Genomic DNA, 17,381 nt, shown 5'->3' on the forward strand with positions numbered 1-17,381 from the left:
ACGCTAGGTGAAGTTGATAAATAATCTGGAAACCACGTTTGCGACTGTCCGGGAACGAACTGGGGACGGCGGGCATGACCCTTGCCAGAGGGGTGTTGCGGAGGGACGCAACGTCCCAAACTATGACGCTCCAACGGGTCGCAGACGATGCCGGATATCGATCAATCGGAAATCCTCGACGGTGAGTGCACCGGCGATCCTGCTGCGGCCGGCACGGCGCTGGTGCCGCTGGCCGCGACCACCCATTGGGCGCCCAAGATCCCGCTGCCGCATGCCGATCCGTCGTTTGTGGCTCAATTGATCGCAACCGCCGCACACGAACCGCAGACGCGCGGGCAGCGGCGTGGGTCATTGGCCGACGCGCAGAGCGCTTACGGCCCGCATGTCGACGAACGCCGCAGCGTGGCGCGGCGGACCCGGCAAATCATCTAGCAAATCATCTAGAAAGGCCGGACGCCGGAACTGGCGTCCAAGCAGCAGGCGGTCAGCGGGCCTTGACGGGCCGATTGCCGTGACTGTCCTGCGGCACGCCGCGTTGCAGCGACATGTGGGAATGGATGCCGAGCCAGCGCCCGTCGGCCTGACGCGCGAGAATGATCGTCGCTCGCCCCGGCCGATCAAAGCGGCTGCCGTCCGCATGGAAGCCGGCGCTCGTCCAGGGCGTGATCACCGTCGCCATGCCGCCGTCGGCGCTGATCAGCACCGCCGTATGCGCGAGATCGAAGGCGAAATCCGCGGTGCGGGGCCAGACATTGTCCCATTGCATCTCGGTCCAGCGCGCGCGGCCGTGGATGAGTTCCTGATAGGTGCCGAACGAGATGATGTCCGAATGCCAGAACGGACGCGCGGCAGCATAGTCGACCGCCCTGACGCAGGCGGCGAACCGTTCGAGCCAGTCAAAGATGGATTGGGTTGTCGTTGAGTCGGCGATCGGAAGAGGCGTTTCTGCGCTCATGATCGGCCTCGAAAACACTCAGCGCTGCGGCGCGTCCGACGGCGGATGGCCGCCCGGCTGCAAGTCCGGTGAAGCGACGGTCGGCTTCGGGGCGGACTGATCGAGCAGCACGGATTCCGCAACCGACGTCGCCGGTGGAACGGGTGCGGCTGGCGGCGGGGCAGCAGGCGCCGGCGCGGCGACGGGCGCGGGCTCGGAACGCGGCGCGGACGCCTCTGCCGGCGCGGGCTGCGGCGCCTCGGGCTGCGGCCTGCTGGCGCTTGGTGCCGCAGGCGCGACCACCGCACGGCGGCGGGTGCGCAGCGCAATTCCGGAAATGAAATCGACCAGCGCCAGCAGCGTGAGCAGGCCATAGGTCGAGTTGCCGAATTTCGGCCAGAGCACGAATTCGGCGGCGGCGGCGCCGAACACGATCAGCGACAGCAGATGGTCGGTGAGATATTTCGCGCCAGGGCGCGCGCCCTTGATGACCTCGAGCAGCAACAGCAGCACGGCGGCCGCGAGCAGCATGTCGCTGAGCGTGATCTGCCACTGCTCGCCCGACAGCAATGTCAGCCTGATCAGCGGGTCCGTGAAGGACACGCCGGGCATCAGGAAAGCGATGATGTTGTAGACCGCGAGCGGAACGAGCAGCAGCGGAAAACCGACCATCGGGGCTTGCGCCTTATTCAGGGAGAACCAGCAATGCGGCGATGCTCATTGGCCTCGCCGCGGACGCGCCCGTCTTGGCCGCACTCGTTGACCGAATTCAGGCGCCGCGCCGCATGGCTGCGGCGCGTAGGCCGAATGTCCGATCAGGACTCTTTCTTGGCCTTCAGGACCTGGCGGCCCTTGTACATACCGGTCTTCAGGTCGAGGTGGTGCGGACGGCGCAGTTCGCCGGAGTCCTTGTCCTCGACATAGGTCGGGGTCTTGATCGCATCGGCCGAACGGCGCATGCCACGGCGCGACGGCGAGGTTTTTCTTCTGGGAACGGCCATGACGGTGTCCTCTAGGGGTGTTGCGGAGGCATCGTCCGAAATGCGGACGGCTCAGCGCTTCGAAGCGCAAGCTGCGATGCCGGTAAGGCCGCGCTTATAGAGGAAGGCATCGCGTAAAGCTAGGGTCCGGGCCAGCAAAAAGCGCCCGAAATGGCCCTCAGGAGCCGCGATTTTCGCGCCAGCAGCGCTCCACCGCGTTGGCCCGGACCATATAGGTCGCAGACAGCCTGCGGACCCCCGGCCCCGGGCTCCGGGCGCTCCTCTTGACCGGATTCGGCAGGATCGCCGCCAGAAGCGCGGCCTCACGGGGTGACAGCCCCGCCGCCGACCGGCCGAAAGCATATTGGGCGCCGGCCTCAGCGCCGAACTGGCCGGACGGGCCCATTTCCGCGATATTGAGGTAGATTTCCAGGATCCGCTGCTTGGGCAGCACGAGATCGATCCAGAGCGCCAGCGGCAGTTCCAGCCCCTTGCGGACAACGCTGCGGCCGGACCACAGGAACAGGTTCTTGGCGACCTGCTGGGTGATGGTCGAGCCGCCGCGGGCCACCTCGCCATCCTCGGCGTCGTCGAGCACCTCGCGCAGCGCGCCCCAATCGATGCCCCGATGCTTGCAGAAATGGGCATCCTCCGAGCCTACCACGGACCGCACCAGATAGGGCGACATGGCGCCGAAATCGATCCAGTGCCGCGTGACCGGAGCCCCTCGCAGGGTCCGCCACGCCATCAGCGCCGAAACCGGATGGCCGGTGCGGTAGAACGGCGCCACCAGATACGGCAGCAACAGCAGGGCCAGCAAAACCAGCAATAAAATTCGGACGATGCGCAAAACAGGGGTTTCCGGGGAGGACCATTCCAGGAAGGATTTGGGACCCGCCCGCCAGAACACGGCCGGCGCCGTCGACGTCTGCGGGATAATTCACGGTTTTTCCAGCACTTTTAAGGCGCATTCCGTCGCAGGGCAGGAATTGACGAAGCCGATGCCATCAACGATTGTCCCGCCGAAAATCGATCTGGAGCAATTCTTAATGACGACCGGTACTGCAGAGTTTTCCAAGCGGCTGGACCAGACCGCGGAGGATACCGAAGCCCTGCTCGCGAAACTGCTGTCCGACGCGACCGAAAGCGACGAGATCGTGCGCCCGAAGCGGCTGATCGAGGCGATGCGCTATTCGAGCCTCGGCGGCGGCAAGCGGCTGCGGCCGTTCCTCGTGGTCGAGAGCGCGGCGGTGTTCGGCATCCCGCGCGAAGCCGCCCTGCTGGTCGGCGCCGCGCTCGAATGCATCCACTGCTACTCACTGATCCACGACGACCTGCCGGCGATGGACAATTCCGATCTGCGCCGCGGCCGCCCGACCCTGCACAAGGCCTATGACGACGCCACCGCGATCCTCGCTGGCGACGCGCTGCTGACGATTGCCTTCGACATCATTACCCGCGATGCGATCCACAAGGACGCCCAGGTGCGCCTGGCCTTGACCCGCGCGCTTGCGCGCGCCTCCGGCATCGGCGGCATGGCCGGCGGCCAGATCCTCGACCTCGCCGGCGAAGGCCGCTTCGGCGACCGCGAGCCGGTCGACGTCGCGCGCGTGCAGCAGATGAAGACCGGCGCGCTGCTCCGCTTCGGCTGCATCGCCGGCGCGATCCTCGGCCAGTCCTCGCAGAAGGAATACCAGGCGCTCGACGATTACGGCAAAGCGCTCGGCGAAGCCTTCCAGATCGCCGACGATTTGCTCGACGTCGAGGGCGATGCTGCCGCGCTCGGCAAGCCGGCCGGCGCTGACGCCGCGCTGGGCAAGACCACCTTCGTCACCCAGCTCGGCATCGACGGCGCCAAGCAGCGCGTCCGCGATCTCCTGGCGCGCGCCGATGCCGCGCTGTCGGTTTTCGGCGACCGCGGCGACGTGCTGCGCGCGGCCGCCCGCTTCGTCGCCGAGCGCAAGAACTAAAGCGGGATGAGTCTTGGTTGAATCGGCTTGGCGCGGTCTCGGTTCACCTCTCCCCGTTGGGGAGAGGTCGGATTGCGCCTGGCGATGCGAAGCATCGTCCAGTGCAATCCGGGTGAGGGCTTTTGCTCTCTCGATGGACCGTAACCCCTCACCCGATTTGCTGCGCAAATCGACCTCTCCCAAGGGAGAGGTGAACTTTCGACGCCGCTCCAGCTCAACCTAATCTCATCAGGCTCTAGCCGAAGGCACTGCGCGACATGAACAGGGAGATCGACGACCGCCTTGTTCGCTTCCGCAAGCTGCCGCTGCCGGTCCGCGTCGTCGTGGGCCGGCCGCGCACGTTCGGCTCGATCGCTTTCGGCATCCTGGCTGCGCTGCTGGTGCCGGGAGCACCGCGCATCGTCACGCGCCTGCTCGCGGGCTGGGATGCCTTCACAGCGCTCTATCTCGTGCTCGCCTATGTGATGATGCTGCGCTGTGGCGTCGCCCATATCAAGCGAAGCGCCATGCTGCAGGACGATGGCCGTTTCCTGATCCTGCTGCTGACCGCGTTCGGCGCGCTGGCGAGCCTCGCGGCCATCGTGTTCGAGCTCGGCGCATCCAAGGGCAGCCCGGCCGGACTGGCGCTGGCAATCGTCACCATCACGCTGTCATGGGCCTTGGTGCACACCGCATTCGCGCTGCACTACGCCCATGAGTATTATCGCGGCAAGACGCCCGGCGGATTGCAGTTTCCGAGCGGCGAGGAATATGTCGACGCCGATTACTGGGACTTCGTCTATTTCTCGTTCGTGATCGGCATGACGGCGCAGGTCTCCGACGTCGGCATCACCGACAAGATCATCCGCCGCACCGCGACCGTGCACGGCATCATCTCGTTCGTGTTCAACACCGCGCTGCTGGCCCTGATGGTGAACATCGCCGCAAGCGCGATCTAGCTGCGCCGCCTGATGAGATGCCGTCCGCAAGGCGGTCGGCAAGGACTACAAGCAGCACGCCGATGACGTCGCGCGAATTTATTCCCCGCCTTGCGTCACGTGCCCCTGATATTGCGGCAGATCGTCCGATATCGCGTACCACGGCGCCTTGGAGCCGACGAAGATGTGGGCGGTCGGGCGGATCGCCGGCGCATCGCGCAGCGTGCCCATCGCGACGTGGACATAGGCGCCGCCGCGGACCAGCGAATAGAGCAGCGAGCCGCAGCGGCCGCAATGCGCGTCGTGGGTGAGCTCATCGCCATAGATCAGGAGCCCATCAGCGCCGCGGACCACGGTGAATTTGTCGCGCGCGATTCCCGCGAACGGCTTGAACGCCGATCCCGTGGTGCGCCGGCAGTTCGAGCAGTGACAATTGAGCGCATAGGCAAACGCGTCGGCCACCTCGTAGCGCACGTCGCGGCAGAAGCATTCGCCGGTCAGGATATGTTCGTTCGAATTTGCAGATGCGGTCACAACTCATCCCTCACGCAGAATTTTGTCGCCGGCCATGGCGCAATCCGGCGGTTCATGGCTAAATCCTAGAGCCCTTTCCGTTCCAATTGAATCGGAACGGGGGCTCCAGATTCGAGCTTTGACGCGTTTTCTTCACACGAACGGGCACCCGCTTCGCACGAAAACGCTCCAGCCGATCCAATCCTGCCGGGAGGACCAACCAATGAGCCAAGATCGATCCAGCGTCGAAAGCGTCGTGCAAACCTATTTCGACGGTCTCTACGAGAGCAATGCCGACAAGCTCGCCGAGGCTTTTCATCCGAGCGCCGATTTGCGCTGGGTGGAGAAGGGCGAGCTGAAGGTCCTGACCGTGCCGGACTGGCTTGCCCTGGTGCGCAAGCGCAGCTCGGCGAAGGCCGAAGGCAAGCCGCGCGAGGATTTTATCGTCACCATCGACCGCTCCGACGACAACACAGCCTTCATCAAGGTGCGCTGCCAGCTGCCGCCGCGCTATTTCACCGACTACCTCGTGGCGATGAAGCTCGCCGACGGCTGGCAGATCGTCTCGAAGTCGTACCGCTACGACCTCAGGGATTGATCGACTGCACGCGGCGCGCTCCGCGACGGCTTTGTGACACGCCCCAGCGGTCCGGCTCCGGCCGGACCGCATTGACTGGCGATGGTTTCCGGGCGAATTGAGCCCGTTATGGAAGCCAAATTTCAGATTTTTCTCACTTTGCTCGGCGTGCTGGCGGGAACCGCCCTGGTGGCGCGGCGGACCGATATCGCGCCCGCGATCCTGCTGCTGCTGGTCGGCATCGTGCTCGCCTTCGTGCCGGGCATGCCGTCGCTGGAACTGCCGCCTGAGCTCGTGCTGCTGGTGGTGCTGCCGCCGCTGATCTATTCGGCGAGCGTCGCGATGAGCTGGCGCGAGTTCAAGGCCAACCTGCGGCCGATCATCCTGCTGTCTGTCGGCTGCGTGATCTTCACCGCCTTCATGGTCGCAACCGCGACCCATTATCTGATCGGCCTGCCCTGGAGCATCGGCTTCCTGCTCGGCGCCATCGTCGCGCCGCCGGACGTGGTCGCGCCGCTGGCGATCGCCCGCAAGCTCGGCATGCCCCGCCGCATCCTGGTGGTGCTCGAGGGCGAAGGGCTCGCCAATGACGCGACCGCGCTGATCCTCTACCGCTTCGCGCTCGCCGCGATCACCACCGGACTGTTCTCGCTGCCGAAGGCGACCGGCACCTTCCTCGTCATCGTCGCCGGCGAGATCGCGTTCGGCACCGCGGTCGGCTGGCTCAGCCTGCGCGCCCGCCGTCGCGCCAGGGATCCGCAGGTCGAGATCACGCTGTCGCTGATCACGCCCTATCTCGCCTACTGGATCCCGGAGCATTTCGGCGGCAGCGGCGTGATCGCGACCGTCGCCTGCGGCCTCTACATGAGCTGGAACGGGCCGCTGTTGATCTCGGCCGCGACGCGCCTGCAGGGCATCTTCTTCTGGGACTTGATCATCTATCTGATCGAGGGCCTGCTGTTCCTCTTGACCGGCTTCCAGATGCGCTCGCTGTACGAGAAGTCGAAGTCGTTCCCGCTGCACGACATCCTCACCGCGACCGTGCTGGTCGCCGTCATCGTGATCGTCGCGCGCTTCGTCTGGGTGTTTCCCGGCACCTATCTGCCGCGCTGGATCAGCCGGCGCGTGAGCGAGCGCGATCCGCTGCCATCGTGGCGGGCGGTGTTCGTGGTGGCCTTCACCGGCGTGCGCGGCGCCGTCTCGCTCGCCGCGGCGCTGGCGCTGCCTCTGACATTGCCGAACGGGGACGCCTTCCCGTATCGCGACCTGATCCTGTTCGTCGCCTTCGGCGTGATCTTCGTGACGCTGGTCGGGCTCGGCCTCACTTTGCCGCCGGTGGTGCGCTGGCTCGGCCTCGCCAGGGACGGGCGCAGCGAGCACATCGCCGAGCACGAGCAGGAGATCGCGGCGCGGCGCGAGGCGCTGAACGCCGCGCTGAAGTCGCTCGATGCCATCACCGACGACCGCGAGCTTTCCGACGAGGTGATCAAGCTCTTGCGCTCGCGGCACGAGATCCGCATCAACCAGCTGCCCGACTCGCTCAATCCCGACACCCACGACGTCTCCGCCACCGGCACCGAGCTGACGCGGGAGCTGATCGCCTCCGAGCGCAAGTTCATCCATATGCTGCTGCGCGACGGCAAGATCACCGACGAGACCAGGCGGCGGATCGAGCGCGACCTCGACCTCGAGGAAGCGAGCCTCGCCAACCGCGAGTATCGCAGGATTCCGCTGTAGTCCCGATGTCGTCCCGGGCAAGCGACTTGTCCGCCGTAGCTCAACGAGCGAAGGCGGAAGCGCGATCCGGGACCCATCACCACCGATCGATATTGTTGGACTAGGCTATAGCCACAGCCCATTCCAACAATTTCCAACTGTGGTTATGGGTCCCTGCTTTCGCAGGGACGACACTGAATGTGAGGCGCCGCTGTCTCCCCACGTCGTCCCGGGCTTGACCCGGGACCCATAACCACCGTTGCCGGTTTGGCGAAGGTTGGGGCGACAGCGTGCTCCTACAATTCGGGTCGGTGGTTAGGGGTCCCTGCTTTCGCAGGGACGACACTGAATGTGAGGCGCCGCTTTCTCCACACGTCGTCCCGGGCTTGACCCGGGACCCATAACCACCGTTGCCGGTTTGGCGAAGGTTGGAGCGACAGCGTGCTCCTACAGTTCGCGTCGGTGGTTATAGGTCCCTGCTTTCGCACGGACGACAGATCATTCTGCCGCGGCGTTCTGGCCGGGACCGCCGACGAAGCCGGCGGGATCGCCGAACCGCTCGATCATGACGGCGGTGAGATCCTTGGTCTTGCTGGTGACGCAGGCGCCGGAGCGCACGGTGTAGCGATCCTGATGCCGAGCATGCGGCGGCGCCTCGCCCTTCTGCAGCGCGCGAGCCGCCTCCATCACCAGCTTGCGGAAATGCATGATGCCGAGATCGGTCGGGCCGAGATGCTCGCGGGTGCGGTCCGCGATCGGGCCCTGGCTGTCCTGCACCGCGGCGTCCTGCTCGGAGACGCCCTTGATGCCGGTGTAGCTCTTGGTCCGCTGCAGCTTGCGGTCGATCAGATAGTCGTTTGCCTTGTTGCGCAGCGGCACATAGTTCTCGTCGACCACTGCCATCACGCCGTTGCCGTTGGCGTAGCCTTCGCGCTCGGCATCGGTCAGCGGCCGGTGCGGATTCCACGCATAGGTGTAGATCCAGCAATTGGTGTCGCTGACCGGCACGAAGGTCTGGCCGAACATGTTCTCGCCCGGCATCGAGCTCGGCGCGTAGCTGTGGAACGGCATCAGGAACTGGGCGATGCGCCAATAGATGTTGTCGCTGCCGGTGAGCCGTCCGCCCGCCACCGTGAGACCCGCCTCATGCGGATTGATCTTGATCACCGGGCGCGGATCCTCGGCGATCCAGCGCATGTGATCGGTCGCGACCCGCGTCAGCGGGTTCACGAAATGCTTCTTGATGTCGAGGATCTCGTTCTCCTCCTTCTCGAAGGAGAGATGCGCGAAGGTGAAATGCGCGGTGTCGATCGAGCCTTCCACCGCCTGCACCCAGTTGCAGTCCTGCCACTTCTTGGTGACGAAGCGGTGCGAGGCCGGCAGCAGCGCCATCTCCAGCGCCGGCAGTTCGGGCATCTGATCGGCCGGGCCCATATAGGCCCAGATCATGTCGCCCCATTCACGCACCGGATAGGACTTGATCCGGATCAGGTCCTTTGCGTTGAGGTCGGGATACGACGTCGGCATGTCGACGCAGCGGCCGTCGGTATCGAACTTCCAGCCGTGATAGACGCAGCGGATGCCGCATTCCTCGTTGCGGCCGAGCCAGAGATTGGCGCCGCGATGCGGGCAGTATTGATCGATGACGCCGACCACGCCTCTGGTGTCGCGGAAGGCGAGCAGCTCCTCTCCCATCACCACGATCTTCTTCGGATCGCTGTCCGGCTCCGGCAGCTCCTCCGACAGCAGCACCGGAATCCAGAACCGCCGCAGCAATTCGCCCATGCCGGTCCCCTCACCGGATTCGGTGAGGAATTTGTTGTCTTCGGCGCGAAGCATGGGCGGTCTCCCGATGGCTTTTTTTCAGTTCGTAGTTCGTAGGATGGGTGGAGCGAAGCGATACCCATCAACTTTTTGAGCCGCACGATGAGACGATGGGTTTCGCGGAGTTTATCATCGGGCCGCGCGTTGCGCGGACCCGTTGGCTCTACCCATCCTACGCACCACGCAATCCTCACACCGGCCGCTCTCCCTTCACAGTGACGCGGGTGCCGGAGCGGGTGTGCGGCCAGTAATCCCACATCGCGCGGTGCTGGGCGCAGCGGTTGTCCCAGAACGCGATCGCGTTCTCGGTCCAGCGGAAGCGGCACTGGAACAGCGGGTTCTCGGCGTGCTGGTAGAGATAGGCCAGCATGGCGTCGCTTTCGTCGCGCGGGATGCCGACGATGAAGCGGGTGAAGCCGCGATTGACGTAGAGCGATTTCTTGCCGGTCACCGGATGGGTGCGGACCACCGGATGCTCGGCGCGGGGATATTCCCGTTTGTCGGCGACGCCGTAGTTGGCATAGAGCCCACGATAGGTCTGTTCGCCGTCATGCAGCGCGGTCAGCCCGTCGAGATAGGCCTTCATGCGGTCCGACAGCGCCTCATAGGCGGCGTACATGTTGGCGAACAGGGTGTCGCCGCCGCGCGGCGGGCACTGCTTGATGTAGAGGATCGAGCCCATTGGCGGCTCGAGGTCGCAGGACACGTCGGTGTGCCATCCCTCGCCATTGGCGCGTGGGCTATCCTTGTCGGCATAGATCTTCATCAGCGCCGGATCGCCCTCATTGGGCGCGGCGGGGTGCACATGCAGCTCGCCGAACTTGCGGCCGAAGGCGAGATGCTGGTCGGGGCTGATGTGCTGGTCGCGGAAGAAGATGACGAGGTTTTCGGCGAGCGCGCGATGGATCTCGTCCATCTGGCGGTTGGAGCGCGCATCGTCGCCCACGAGCTTGCCGATATCGACGCCGGAGATCTCCGCGCCGATGATCGGCGTCAGCTTCTCGACGCCGATGGTCTCATAGGGCTCGGATTGGTCGGCGAGGTGGCGGTAGCGCGGGCCTTGCTTGCCGGACAGCGAGCTCATGGGCGTTCTCCCGATGGTTCTTGTTTTGACCATGGTAGCCCGGATGCAGCGAAGCGCAATCCGCGCCGCAAGCATATCCGTCGTCCCGGACAAGCGTAGCGAAGCGGAGCGCAGATCCGGGACCCATAACCACAGGGTGGCGTTTTGCGAAGACTGGTAACCCGCATCTCGCGCCAAAACCACTGCCTGTGGTTATGGGTCCCTGCTTTCGCAGGGACGACATTTGAGTGTGGGTCACGCGTGAGTGTGGGTCACCCGCGGAGTGAAACTACTCCGCGGCGCCGGCCTGCTCCGGCAGCTTGGCGCCGTTGCCGTAACGCTGGTCGATATAGTCGATCACCAGTGCCTTGAAGTCGGCGGCGATGCCGGGGCCGCGCAGGGTGCGGAACTTCTTGCCGTCGACGAAGACAGGCGCGGCCGGCGCTTCGCCGGTGCCGGGCAGCGAGATACCGATATTGGCGTGCTTGGATTCGCCGGGGCCGTTGACGATGCAGCCCATCACCGCGACGTTGAGCTGCTCGACGCCCGGATATTTGGTCTTCCAGGCCGGCATCTCGTCGCGGATGAAATCCTGGATCGAGCGCGCCAGCTCCTGGAACGTGGTCGAGGTGGTGCGGCCGCAGCCCGGGCAGGCCGCAACCAGCGGCACGAAGGTGCGGAAGCCCATCGTCTGCAGCAATTCCTGCGCGACCTGCACTTCCAGCGTGCGGTCGCCGCCGGGCTCCGGCGTCAGCGAGATGCGGATGGTGTCGCCGATGCCCTGCTGCAGCAGGATGCCCAGCGCGGCCGCGGAGGCCACGATGCCCTTCGAGCCCATGCCGGCCTCGGTGAGGCCGAGATGGATCGCATAATCCGAGCGGCGCACGACTTCCTGATAGACCGCGATCAGATCCTGCACGGCCGAAACTTTCGCCGACAGGATGATCCGGTTCTTGGGCATGCCGAGCTCTTGCGCGCGGGCCGCCGACAGCAGCGCCGACTGCACCATCGCCTCGCGGGTCACCGCGCGGGCATCGCGCGGATTCGCAGACGCCGTGTTCTCGTCCATCAGCTTGGTGAGCAGCTCCTGGTCGAGCGAGCCCCAATTGGCGCCGATGCGCACCGGCTTGTTGTTCTTGTTGGCAATCTCGATGATGTCGGCGAACTGCGTGTCGCGCTTGTTCTTGAAGCCGACATTGCCGGGATTGATGCGGTACTTGTCGAGCGCCTCGGCGCAGGCCGGATATTCGGCGAGCAGCTTGTGGCCGATATAGTGGAAGTCGCCGATCAGGGGCGTGGTGATGCCGCGCTTGCGCAGGCCGTCACGGATGTGCGGCACGGCGGCAGCGGCTTCCTCGCGGTCGACGGTGATGCGCACCATCTCGGAGCCGGCGCGGGAGAGCGCGGCGACCTGGGCGATGGTGCCGTCGACATCGGCGGTGTCGGTGTTGGTCATCGACTGCACGACGATCGGCGCACCGCCGCCGACGGCGACGTTGCCGACCATGACCTGCGTGGTTTGGTGCCGCGGCGCGGGACCGGCGACGTCGTCTTGCGGCAAAATCTCGGGCTTGTTCATGGCGTCTCGAATATCAGGTTTTGGTGACATTCACCAAGGGGGCGATGGGCCTCGCGCGCGGCGGGCCAAACGATCATGTTTCGGAGTGAATTCAACAGCTTATGGCGCCGATTGAGGTCAAACGCAAGCCATGCAGCGGCGTCCTGCATGCCCAGCTATATTGGACCGGATTGGGGTGAATCAAAGGGCAAAGTGACAGCTTTTCATGTGACCTCGCGCATCTTAGCATCCTGTTAAGGGCACAGCGGGAGGACGTGAAATGGCCGGCCACAGCGAGCTGATCACCACGGCGGAACTTGCCGAGATCCTGACCCGGCCGGACCTTCGCCTGTTCGACTGCACGACCTATCTGGAGCCGGCCCCCGCCGGCAGCAACGTTCCCTATATTGTCGTCTCGGGCCGCCAGACGTTCGAGGCCGGCCACATCCCGGGCGCGAATTTCCTGGATTTGCAGGCCGAATTCTCCGAGGCCCGTACCGAGCTGCGCTTCATGATGCCGCCGACAGCGCAGCTCGAAGCCGCGTTCGGCCGCCACGGCATCTCGGCGGGCAGCCGCGTCGTGCTCTATTCGATCGGCACCGCAATGTGGGCGACGCGGTTCTGGTGGATGCTGCGCTCGCTCGGCTTCGAGGGTGCCGCGGTGCTCGACGGCGGCATCGACAAATGGACCGCCGAAGGACGCGACATCGAGACCGGACTTGCCGGCGGCTATCCGCCGGCGACGTTTCCGGCACGGCCGAAGGACGGCATGTTCGTCGGCAAGCATGACGTGCTCGCCGCGACCACGGAAAGCGACACCGTCATCGTCAACGCGCTCGGCCCGCAATTCTACAAGGGACTGGAGCCGAGTCGTTACGGCCGGCCCGGCCGCATCCCCGGCAGCGTCAGCGTGCCGGCGGCGACCTTGATCGATCCCAAGGCCAAGACGTTCGTGCCGCTTGAGGAGGCCGAAGCAACCTTCGCCGCGCAAGGCATCACCAGGGACAAGCGCGTCGTCGCCTATTGCGGCGGCGGCATCTCCGCGACCATCGACCTGTTCCAGCTGCATCGGCTCGGCTACGACAATCTCACGCTCTATGACGGCTCGATGGGCGAATGGGCGAAGGATGCAGAGTTGCCGATCGAGAGGGGTTAGTGGACGGGGCGCACAGCTCTCTCCTCACGTCGTCCCGGCGAAGGCCGGGACCCATAACCACCGAATTTGCTTGTGAACGGGAAAGCGGCCCCCAGCGTCGCGCGATAACCGACAGTTGGGGTAATGGGTCCTGGCCTTCGCCAGGACGACGCTGAATGTTTGGCGCGCTTACGAGAGGACACCTGCCACTAAGGCGTCAGCTTTTGTCGCAGCGGCCCGGTGGCGCGGGCGATCAAGCCGGCTTCTTGACGATCTCGAAGCCCCTTGCCGCCAATTCTTTCAGGATGCTCCGTGCGAGGTGGGAGCACTCATCCGGCTTGATCCAGCACGCGCTCCGCCAGTCCGGATCATCCTCCTTGGAGTATGCGGTGAACGCGGAGCGAATACCGGCTTCAATTGCATCGGTGGCATCGATTGGCATCAGCGCGCCTCCACGGCCTTCCTCCCATGGGAGGGTTCACGGAGTATCGGTGGCAGTGTTGATGTAGATCAACACCGCATCAAGCGGCCTCATTCGCCGCCGACGATGTGCCGCGCTCTCACGCAGGCACGTTCGGGTCCGGCGTCACCTTCGGGTCGGGCTTGTTGACGAGATAGAGCCCGGCGATCACCAGCAGCGCGGCGACGCCGAACACCGCCGTCAGGGTGTCGTGCATGATGAAATAGGCCGCGACGACGCCGAACAGCGGCGTGACGAAGGTGAAGGCCGACAGCTTGCTCGCCGAATAGGTCTTCACCATCGCAAACCAGATGACAAACGTGCAGCCCACCACCCAGACCGCCTGATAGGCGAGCAGCGAGATCGACAGCGCGCTCGGCACATGCTCGATGCGCTCGCCCGCGATCCAGGCGGCGAGGCCGAGGATCGGAATCGAGATCGCGACCTGGTAGCCGAGCGCCTTTTCCGGCGCGGCCTTGCGCAAGCCCGTGCCCTTGGCGACCAGCGTGGTTGCCGCCCACAGTGCGCCGCCACCGACCACCATGAGGTCGCCGAGCAGCACCTTGGCGTCGACGTTGGGCTGCGGCACGCCGATCGCGAGCGCGACGCCGGCAAAGCTCAGCGCAAGCCCGCTCCACTGCACGGTCGAGAGACGCTCGCCGAGGAACTGGTGCGAGCCGAGCGCGACGAAGAACGGCGCGGTGTAGAGGAACACCGAGGCACGCGACGCCGAGGTGAAGACGAGGCCGGTGAAGATCAGCACGAACTCACAGCCGAACATCAGCCCGGCGATGATGCCGGGCACCAGGGTGCCGTCGCGCTCGAAGAATTTGACGCCACGCAGGTGGCCGACGATCAGCATCACCGGCAGCGCGCCGGCGGAGCGGATCATCGCCTGCAACATCGGCGGCACGTCGGGCAGCGCGAGTTTCACCGCAAGCTGGTTGAAACCCCAGCTCACGCACAGCATCAGCATCACGGCGATGGCGCCGGGCGGCAGCCCGTGTCCGACGCTGACGGGCCTCGTGACGCTGGCGGAGATCGCTTGGGTCGACATGTTTCCTCGCGGGCCGGCCTATCGGCCTGTTGTTGTTGCTTAGTAGGGGCCTCAGGTGCTCGTTGCTTTCTTACCTCTCCCGCTTGCGGGGGAGGTCGACGCGCTCGCCAGAGCGCGGCGGGTGGGGGCTCTCTCCACGATGCGACTCGTGGAGAGAGCCCCCACCCCAACCCTCCCCCGCAAGCAGGAGAGGGGGCGCAGCATCTTCGCGGCAACCGTTCGACTCAATCGCATCCGCATCACGTCTTCTGGCAATGCGCGCAGGTGCCGGCGATCTCGACGACGGAGAGTTTCGGGATGAACCCCGAGGCCCGCGCCGCCGCGGTCAGGCTTTGCGCGACGGGGGCAGCCGGGATCTCGCCGACCGAGCCGCAATGGTCGCAGATCAGGAACGCCACCATCGAGGTCTCGTCATGGTCATGCGCGCAGGCGAGGAAGGCGTTGCGGCTCTCGATGCGGTGGACGAGGCCGTTCTCCATCAGGAAGTCGAGCGCGCGGTAGACGGTAATCGGTGCCGGCCGCGGCATCGTCTTGGCCAGTTCGTCGATCACCTCATAGGCGCCGAGCGGGCGATGGCTCGACAGCAGCGCCTGCAGCACCTGACGGCGGATCGGGGTGAATTTCTGGCCGCGGCGCGCACAAACCTGCTCGGCATGCGCCATCGCGTCCGCGGCGCAGCGGCCGTGATCGTGGTCGGGGGCAGGAAATGTCGGCTTGGCCAGGCTCATTGCCTCGATATGTAGCATTTGCGCGCCCGTTCCCAAAGCCCGGCCCCGCAACCCCGGTCGGCCGCCGCGTTGCAGCCATGCCCACAATGCGGGGCAGCCTCGCGTTAACCCGGCATGCAGAAATCATAAGCAAGCTTATTATATCCCAAGCTTATGGAGGCAGGATCGATGCGCGGTTCGGTGGACACCGATTTCTTGTTTACGCTGGGCGAAGTGTTTCGGCTGATCCGGGTCTACGCCGACAAGGAGGCCGCACGCTACGGCATCACCCGCGCGCAATGGGCCGTGCTGTCCAAGGTGGAACGCCAGGAAGGGCTGAAACAGACCGAGCTCGCCGAGTTGCTCGAAGTGCAGCCGATCACACTGACGCGGCTGATCGACAAGCTCTGCGACAATGGCTGGATCGAACGCCGCAGCGACGAGAACGATCGCCGCGTCAACCGCCTCTATCTGAAGAAGGCCGCCCGCCCGCTGCTCGGCAAGCTCGCCGGCCTCCGCTCCGAACTCACCGCGACCGCGCTCGAGGGCATCAGCCCCGCTGACGCGTATCGCCTGCTCACACAATTGGAATCGATCAAGGAAAACGTTCGCAATGCCGTCCAAACCCCAGCCGGCGAGCCCTCCCGAAAGGAACAGCGCTATGGCTGAACCCGTCCTCAAGCTGGCGCCCGAGCAGAAGAGCAATCCGGGCGAGCCTGCGCCGTCGGGCAAGGCCAGCCGCGCGCCGCGCCGTCGCCTGATGGCGGGCCTGCGGCGCTATCGCCGGGTGCTGCTGCTGGTCGTGCTGCCGACGCTCGCTGCGATCGGCGGCATCGTGTTCTATCTCAATGGCGGCCGCTATGTCGGCACCGACGACGCCTATGTCGGGGCGCAGAAGGTGCTGATCACGCCGGAAATCTCCGGCAAGATCGACAAGATCGTCGTGAAGGAAGGCCAGCACGTCAAGAAGGGCGACGAGCTGTTCGAAATCGACCCGGTGCCGTTCCGCCTCGCGGTGGCGCAGGCCAAGGCCGCGCTCGACCAGACCAGGACCACCTATGACAACCTGGTCGACAACATCAAGATCAACGGCAGGATGCTGGAGTTCGCCCAGCAGAGCATCGAATTGAAGAAGCGCGACGTCGAGCGCAAGTCGACGCTGGCCAAGCAGAATTTCGGCTCGCAGCTCGACCTCGACAACGCGGCGAATGCGCAAGTGACGGCCGAGAGTCTCGCGCAATACATCAGGCAGCAGATCTCCAAGGACAAGACGCAGCTGCTCGGCGATATCGACCTGCCGATCGAGCAGTTCCCGCCCTACGCCCAGGCCAAGGCCAAGCTCGACGACGCCCAGCGCAACCTCGACCACACCGTGCTGCGCGCGCCGATGGACGGCGTCGCGACCCAGGTCGACCAGATCCAGCTCGGCCGCTTCGTCGCCGCCGGCTCGCCGGTGTTCTCGATCATCGACGTCGACCATCCCTGGGTTGACGCCAATCCGAAGGAGAGCGACTTCACCTATGTTGCGGTCGGCCAGCCGGTTGAGCTCGACGTCGACGCGTTCCCGAACCATCAGTTCAGGGGCAAGGTCGGCTCGCTGTCGCCCGGCACCGGCGCGCAATTCGCGATCCTGCCGCCGCAGAACGCGACCGGCAATTTCGTCAAGGTGGTGCAGCGCGTGCCGGTGCGGATCTATTTCGACGAGAACGATCCGTTCGTGAAGAAGCTGAAGGCCGGCATGAGCGTCTACGCGACGATCGACACCAACCACCGCCGCACGCTGGCCGGCCTGCTCGGGCTGGCGCCGGCCTCGGCGCACCCGGACCGCGAATAGAGATAAGAAGCGGTCGATCATCGACCGCAGAGACAGTGCGCCCCCTCTCCCGCTTGCGGGGGCTTTGCGCAAAGGCGAATCTGCGATTCTCTAAGACCGATCTGAAGGGGGAGGCGGGGATGGCGTATCGGCAGGT

19 protein-coding genes are annotated in these 17,381 nt (G+C 65.2%); 8 read left to right on the forward strand and 11 right to left on the reverse strand.

Going from position 1 to position 17,381, the window contains the following annotated elements; genetic code table 11:
* Positions 1-147: 147 nt before the first annotated feature.
* On the forward strand, positions 148-432 hold the full coding sequence (locus QJT82_RS37680; RefSeq protein WP_028343570.1) for a hypothetical protein: 285 nt from the start codon (positions 148-150) through the stop codon (positions 430-432).
* Positions 433-484: 52 nt separating this feature from the next.
* On the opposite strand, the gene QJT82_RS37685 is transcribed toward QJT82_RS37680, so the two are convergent.
* The 4 genes from QJT82_RS37685 to mtgA all read right to left on the reverse strand — a co-directional run bounded on the left by QJT82_RS37685 (position 485) and on the right by mtgA (position 2,764).
* Entirely contained in the window at positions 485-955 is a 471-nt protein-coding gene (locus tag QJT82_RS37685; protein WP_035632811.1) for a nuclear transport factor 2 family protein, read from the reverse strand.
* Positions 956-973: 18 nt separating this feature from the next.
* Positions 974-1,606: a hypothetical protein gene (locus QJT82_RS37690; protein ID WP_028343568.1), complete on the reverse strand. Its 633-nt coding sequence runs from the start codon at positions 1,604-1,606 to the stop codon at positions 974-976.
* Positions 1,607-1,749: 143 nt separating this feature from the next.
* The gene (gene rpmF / locus QJT82_RS37695; RefSeq protein ID WP_021077536.1) at positions 1,750-1,935 is read right to left on the reverse strand and encodes a 50S ribosomal protein L32; all 186 of its coding nucleotides are present in this window, start codon (positions 1,933-1,935) and stop codon (positions 1,750-1,752) included.
* 157 nt (positions 1,936-2,092) lie between these two features.
* Entirely contained in the window at positions 2,093-2,764 is a 672-nt protein-coding gene (mtgA, locus tag QJT82_RS37700) for a monofunctional biosynthetic peptidoglycan transglycosylase (protein ID WP_028343567.1), read from the reverse strand.
* A 199-nt stretch (positions 2,765-2,963) separates the two neighbouring features.
* On the opposite strand from mtgA, the gene QJT82_RS37705 reads away from it, so the two are divergent.
* On the forward strand, positions 2,964-3,884 hold the full coding sequence (locus QJT82_RS37705; protein ID WP_028343566.1) for a polyprenyl synthetase family protein: 921 nt from the start codon (positions 2,964-2,966) through the stop codon (positions 3,882-3,884).
* 257 nt (positions 3,885-4,141) lie between these two features.
* Complete coding sequence (locus QJT82_RS37710) at positions 4,142-4,822, forward strand: DUF1345 domain-containing protein (RefSeq protein WP_028343565.1); 681 nt, start codon at positions 4,142-4,144, stop codon at positions 4,820-4,822.
* Positions 4,823-4,900: 78 nt separating this feature from the next.
* Here QJT82_RS37710 and QJT82_RS37715 read toward each other — a convergent pair whose 3' ends face one another.
* Complete coding sequence (locus tag QJT82_RS37715) at positions 4,901-5,335, reverse strand: GFA family protein (RefSeq protein ID WP_028343564.1); 435 nt, start codon at positions 5,333-5,335, stop codon at positions 4,901-4,903.
* Positions 5,336-5,537: 202 nt separating this feature from the next.
* On the opposite strand from QJT82_RS37715, the gene QJT82_RS37720 reads away from it, so the two are divergent.
* Both QJT82_RS37720 and QJT82_RS37725 read left to right on the forward strand, forming a co-directional pair.
* Positions 5,538-5,912 carry a nuclear transport factor 2 family protein gene (locus QJT82_RS37720; RefSeq protein WP_028343563.1) on the forward strand — a complete coding sequence of 125 codons (375 nt, stop codon included), beginning with the start codon at positions 5,538-5,540 and terminating at the stop codon, positions 5,910-5,912.
* Positions 5,913-6,020: 108 nt separating this feature from the next.
* Complete coding sequence (locus tag QJT82_RS37725; protein ID WP_028343562.1) at positions 6,021-7,628, forward strand: Na+/H+ antiporter; 1,608 nt, start codon at positions 6,021-6,023, stop codon at positions 7,626-7,628.
* A 477-nt stretch (positions 7,629-8,105) separates the two neighbouring features.
* Here QJT82_RS37725 and QJT82_RS37730 read toward each other — a convergent pair whose 3' ends face one another.
* The 3 genes from QJT82_RS37730 to ispG all read right to left on the reverse strand — a co-directional run bounded on the left by QJT82_RS37730 (position 8,106) and on the right by ispG (position 12,073).
* Entirely contained in the window at positions 8,106-9,446 is a 1,341-nt protein-coding gene (locus QJT82_RS37730) for a Rieske 2Fe-2S domain-containing protein (protein WP_259245053.1), read from the reverse strand.
* 175 nt (positions 9,447-9,621) lie between these two features.
* On the reverse strand, positions 9,622-10,515 hold the full coding sequence (locus QJT82_RS37735; protein WP_028343560.1) for a TauD/TfdA family dioxygenase: 894 nt from the start codon (positions 10,513-10,515) through the stop codon (positions 9,622-9,624).
* 268 nt (positions 10,516-10,783) lie between these two features.
* Positions 10,784-12,073, reverse strand: coding sequence for a flavodoxin-dependent (E)-4-hydroxy-3-methylbut-2-enyl-diphosphate synthase (gene ispG / locus QJT82_RS37740; RefSeq protein ID WP_028343559.1), 1,290 nt, complete (start codon positions 12,071-12,073; stop codon positions 10,784-10,786).
* A gap of 259 nt (positions 12,074-12,332) precedes the next feature.
* Here ispG and QJT82_RS37745 point away from each other — a divergent pair, with 259 nt between their 5' ends.
* A complete protein-coding gene (locus tag QJT82_RS37745; protein WP_028343558.1) occupies positions 12,333-13,208 on the forward strand; it encodes a sulfurtransferase in 876 nt (291 codons plus the stop codon).
* Between the two features lie 232 nt (positions 13,209-13,440).
* Here QJT82_RS37745 and QJT82_RS37750 read toward each other — a convergent pair whose 3' ends face one another.
* The 3 genes from QJT82_RS37750 to QJT82_RS37760 form a co-directional block, all read right to left on the reverse strand.
* Positions 13,441-13,629: a hypothetical protein gene (locus QJT82_RS37750; protein WP_028343557.1), complete on the reverse strand. Its 189-nt coding sequence runs from the start codon at positions 13,627-13,629 to the stop codon at positions 13,441-13,443.
* Positions 13,630-13,747: 118 nt separating this feature from the next.
* Entirely contained in the window at positions 13,748-14,704 is a 957-nt protein-coding gene (locus QJT82_RS37755; RefSeq protein ID WP_028343556.1) for a DMT family transporter, read from the reverse strand.
* A 239-nt stretch (positions 14,705-14,943) separates the two neighbouring features.
* Positions 14,944-15,432 carry a transcriptional repressor gene (locus QJT82_RS37760; RefSeq protein ID WP_026191999.1) on the reverse strand — a complete coding sequence of 163 codons (489 nt, stop codon included), beginning with the start codon at positions 15,430-15,432 and terminating at the stop codon, positions 14,944-14,946.
* Between the two features lie 168 nt (positions 15,433-15,600).
* On the opposite strand from QJT82_RS37760, the gene QJT82_RS37765 reads away from it, so the two are divergent.
* Positions 15,601-16,080 carry a MarR family transcriptional regulator gene (locus QJT82_RS37765; RefSeq protein WP_085970781.1) on the forward strand — a complete coding sequence of 160 codons (480 nt, stop codon included), beginning with the start codon at positions 15,601-15,603 and terminating at the stop codon, positions 16,078-16,080.
* Positions 16,073-17,245 (forward strand): HlyD family secretion protein, encoded by a 1,173-nt coding sequence (locus QJT82_RS37770; protein WP_259245054.1) that lies wholly within the window; start codon positions 16,073-16,075, stop codon positions 17,243-17,245. Before QJT82_RS37765 ends, QJT82_RS37770 begins: the two co-directional genes overlap by 8 nt.
* Positions 17,246-17,381: the final 136 nt, after the last annotated feature.

It is taken from the genome of Bradyrhizobium sp. Mp19 (genome assembly GCF_029952935.1).
Classification (GTDB): Bacteria; Pseudomonadota; Alphaproteobacteria; order Rhizobiales; family Xanthobacteraceae; genus Bradyrhizobium; species Bradyrhizobium elkanii.

What these genes read in the sequence shown, in the direction of transcription:
- QJT82_RS37685 (WP_035632811.1), bottom strand. Translation starts at nt 955, where the DNA reads ATGAGCGCAGAAACGCCTCTTCCGATCGCCGACTCAACGACAACCCAA.
- QJT82_RS37765 (WP_085970781.1), top strand. Translation starts at nt 15,601, where the DNA reads ATGCGCGGTTCGGTGGACACCGATTTCTTGTTTACGCTGGGCGAAGTG.
- QJT82_RS37730 (WP_259245053.1), bottom strand. Translation starts at nt 9,446, where the DNA reads ATGCTTCGCGCCGAAGACAACAAATTCCTCACCGAATCCGGTGAGGGG.
- QJT82_RS37725 (WP_028343562.1), top strand. Translation starts at nt 6,021, where the DNA reads ATGGAAGCCAAATTTCAGATTTTTCTCACTTTGCTCGGCGTGCTGGCG.
- QJT82_RS37710 (WP_028343565.1), top strand. Translation starts at nt 4,142, where the DNA reads ATGAACAGGGAGATCGACGACCGCCTTGTTCGCTTCCGCAAGCTGCCG.
- ispG (WP_028343559.1), bottom strand. Translation starts at nt 12,073, where the DNA reads ATGAACAAGCCCGAGATTTTGCCGCAAGACGACGTCGCCGGTCCCGCG.
- QJT82_RS37760 (WP_026191999.1), bottom strand. Translation starts at nt 15,432, where the DNA reads ATGAGCCTGGCCAAGCCGACATTTCCTGCCCCCGACCACGATCACGGC.
- QJT82_RS37705 (WP_028343566.1), top strand. Translation starts at nt 2,964, where the DNA reads ATGACGACCGGTACTGCAGAGTTTTCCAAGCGGCTGGACCAGACCGCG.
- QJT82_RS37755 (WP_028343556.1), bottom strand. Translation starts at nt 14,704, where the DNA reads ATGTCGACCCAAGCGATCTCCGCCAGCGTCACGAGGCCCGTCAGCGTC.
- QJT82_RS37745 (WP_028343558.1), top strand. Translation starts at nt 12,333, where the DNA reads ATGGCCGGCCACAGCGAGCTGATCACCACGGCGGAACTTGCCGAGATC.
- QJT82_RS37680 (WP_028343570.1), top strand. Translation starts at nt 148, where the DNA reads ATGCCGGATATCGATCAATCGGAAATCCTCGACGGTGAGTGCACCGGC.
- QJT82_RS37770 (WP_259245054.1), top strand. Translation starts at nt 16,073, where the DNA reads ATGGCTGAACCCGTCCTCAAGCTGGCGCCCGAGCAGAAGAGCAATCCG.
- QJT82_RS37735 (WP_028343560.1), bottom strand. Translation starts at nt 10,515, where the DNA reads ATGAGCTCGCTGTCCGGCAAGCAAGGCCCGCGCTACCGCCACCTCGCC.
- QJT82_RS37690 (WP_028343568.1), bottom strand. Translation starts at nt 1,606, where the DNA reads ATGGTCGGTTTTCCGCTGCTGCTCGTTCCGCTCGCGGTCTACAACATC.
- rpmF (WP_021077536.1), bottom strand. Translation starts at nt 1,935, where the DNA reads ATGGCCGTTCCCAGAAGAAAAACCTCGCCGTCGCGCCGTGGCATGCGC.
- QJT82_RS37720 (WP_028343563.1), top strand. Translation starts at nt 5,538, where the DNA reads ATGAGCCAAGATCGATCCAGCGTCGAAAGCGTCGTGCAAACCTATTTC.
- QJT82_RS37750 (WP_028343557.1), bottom strand. Translation starts at nt 13,629, where the DNA reads ATGCCAATCGATGCCACCGATGCAATTGAAGCCGGTATTCGCTCCGCG.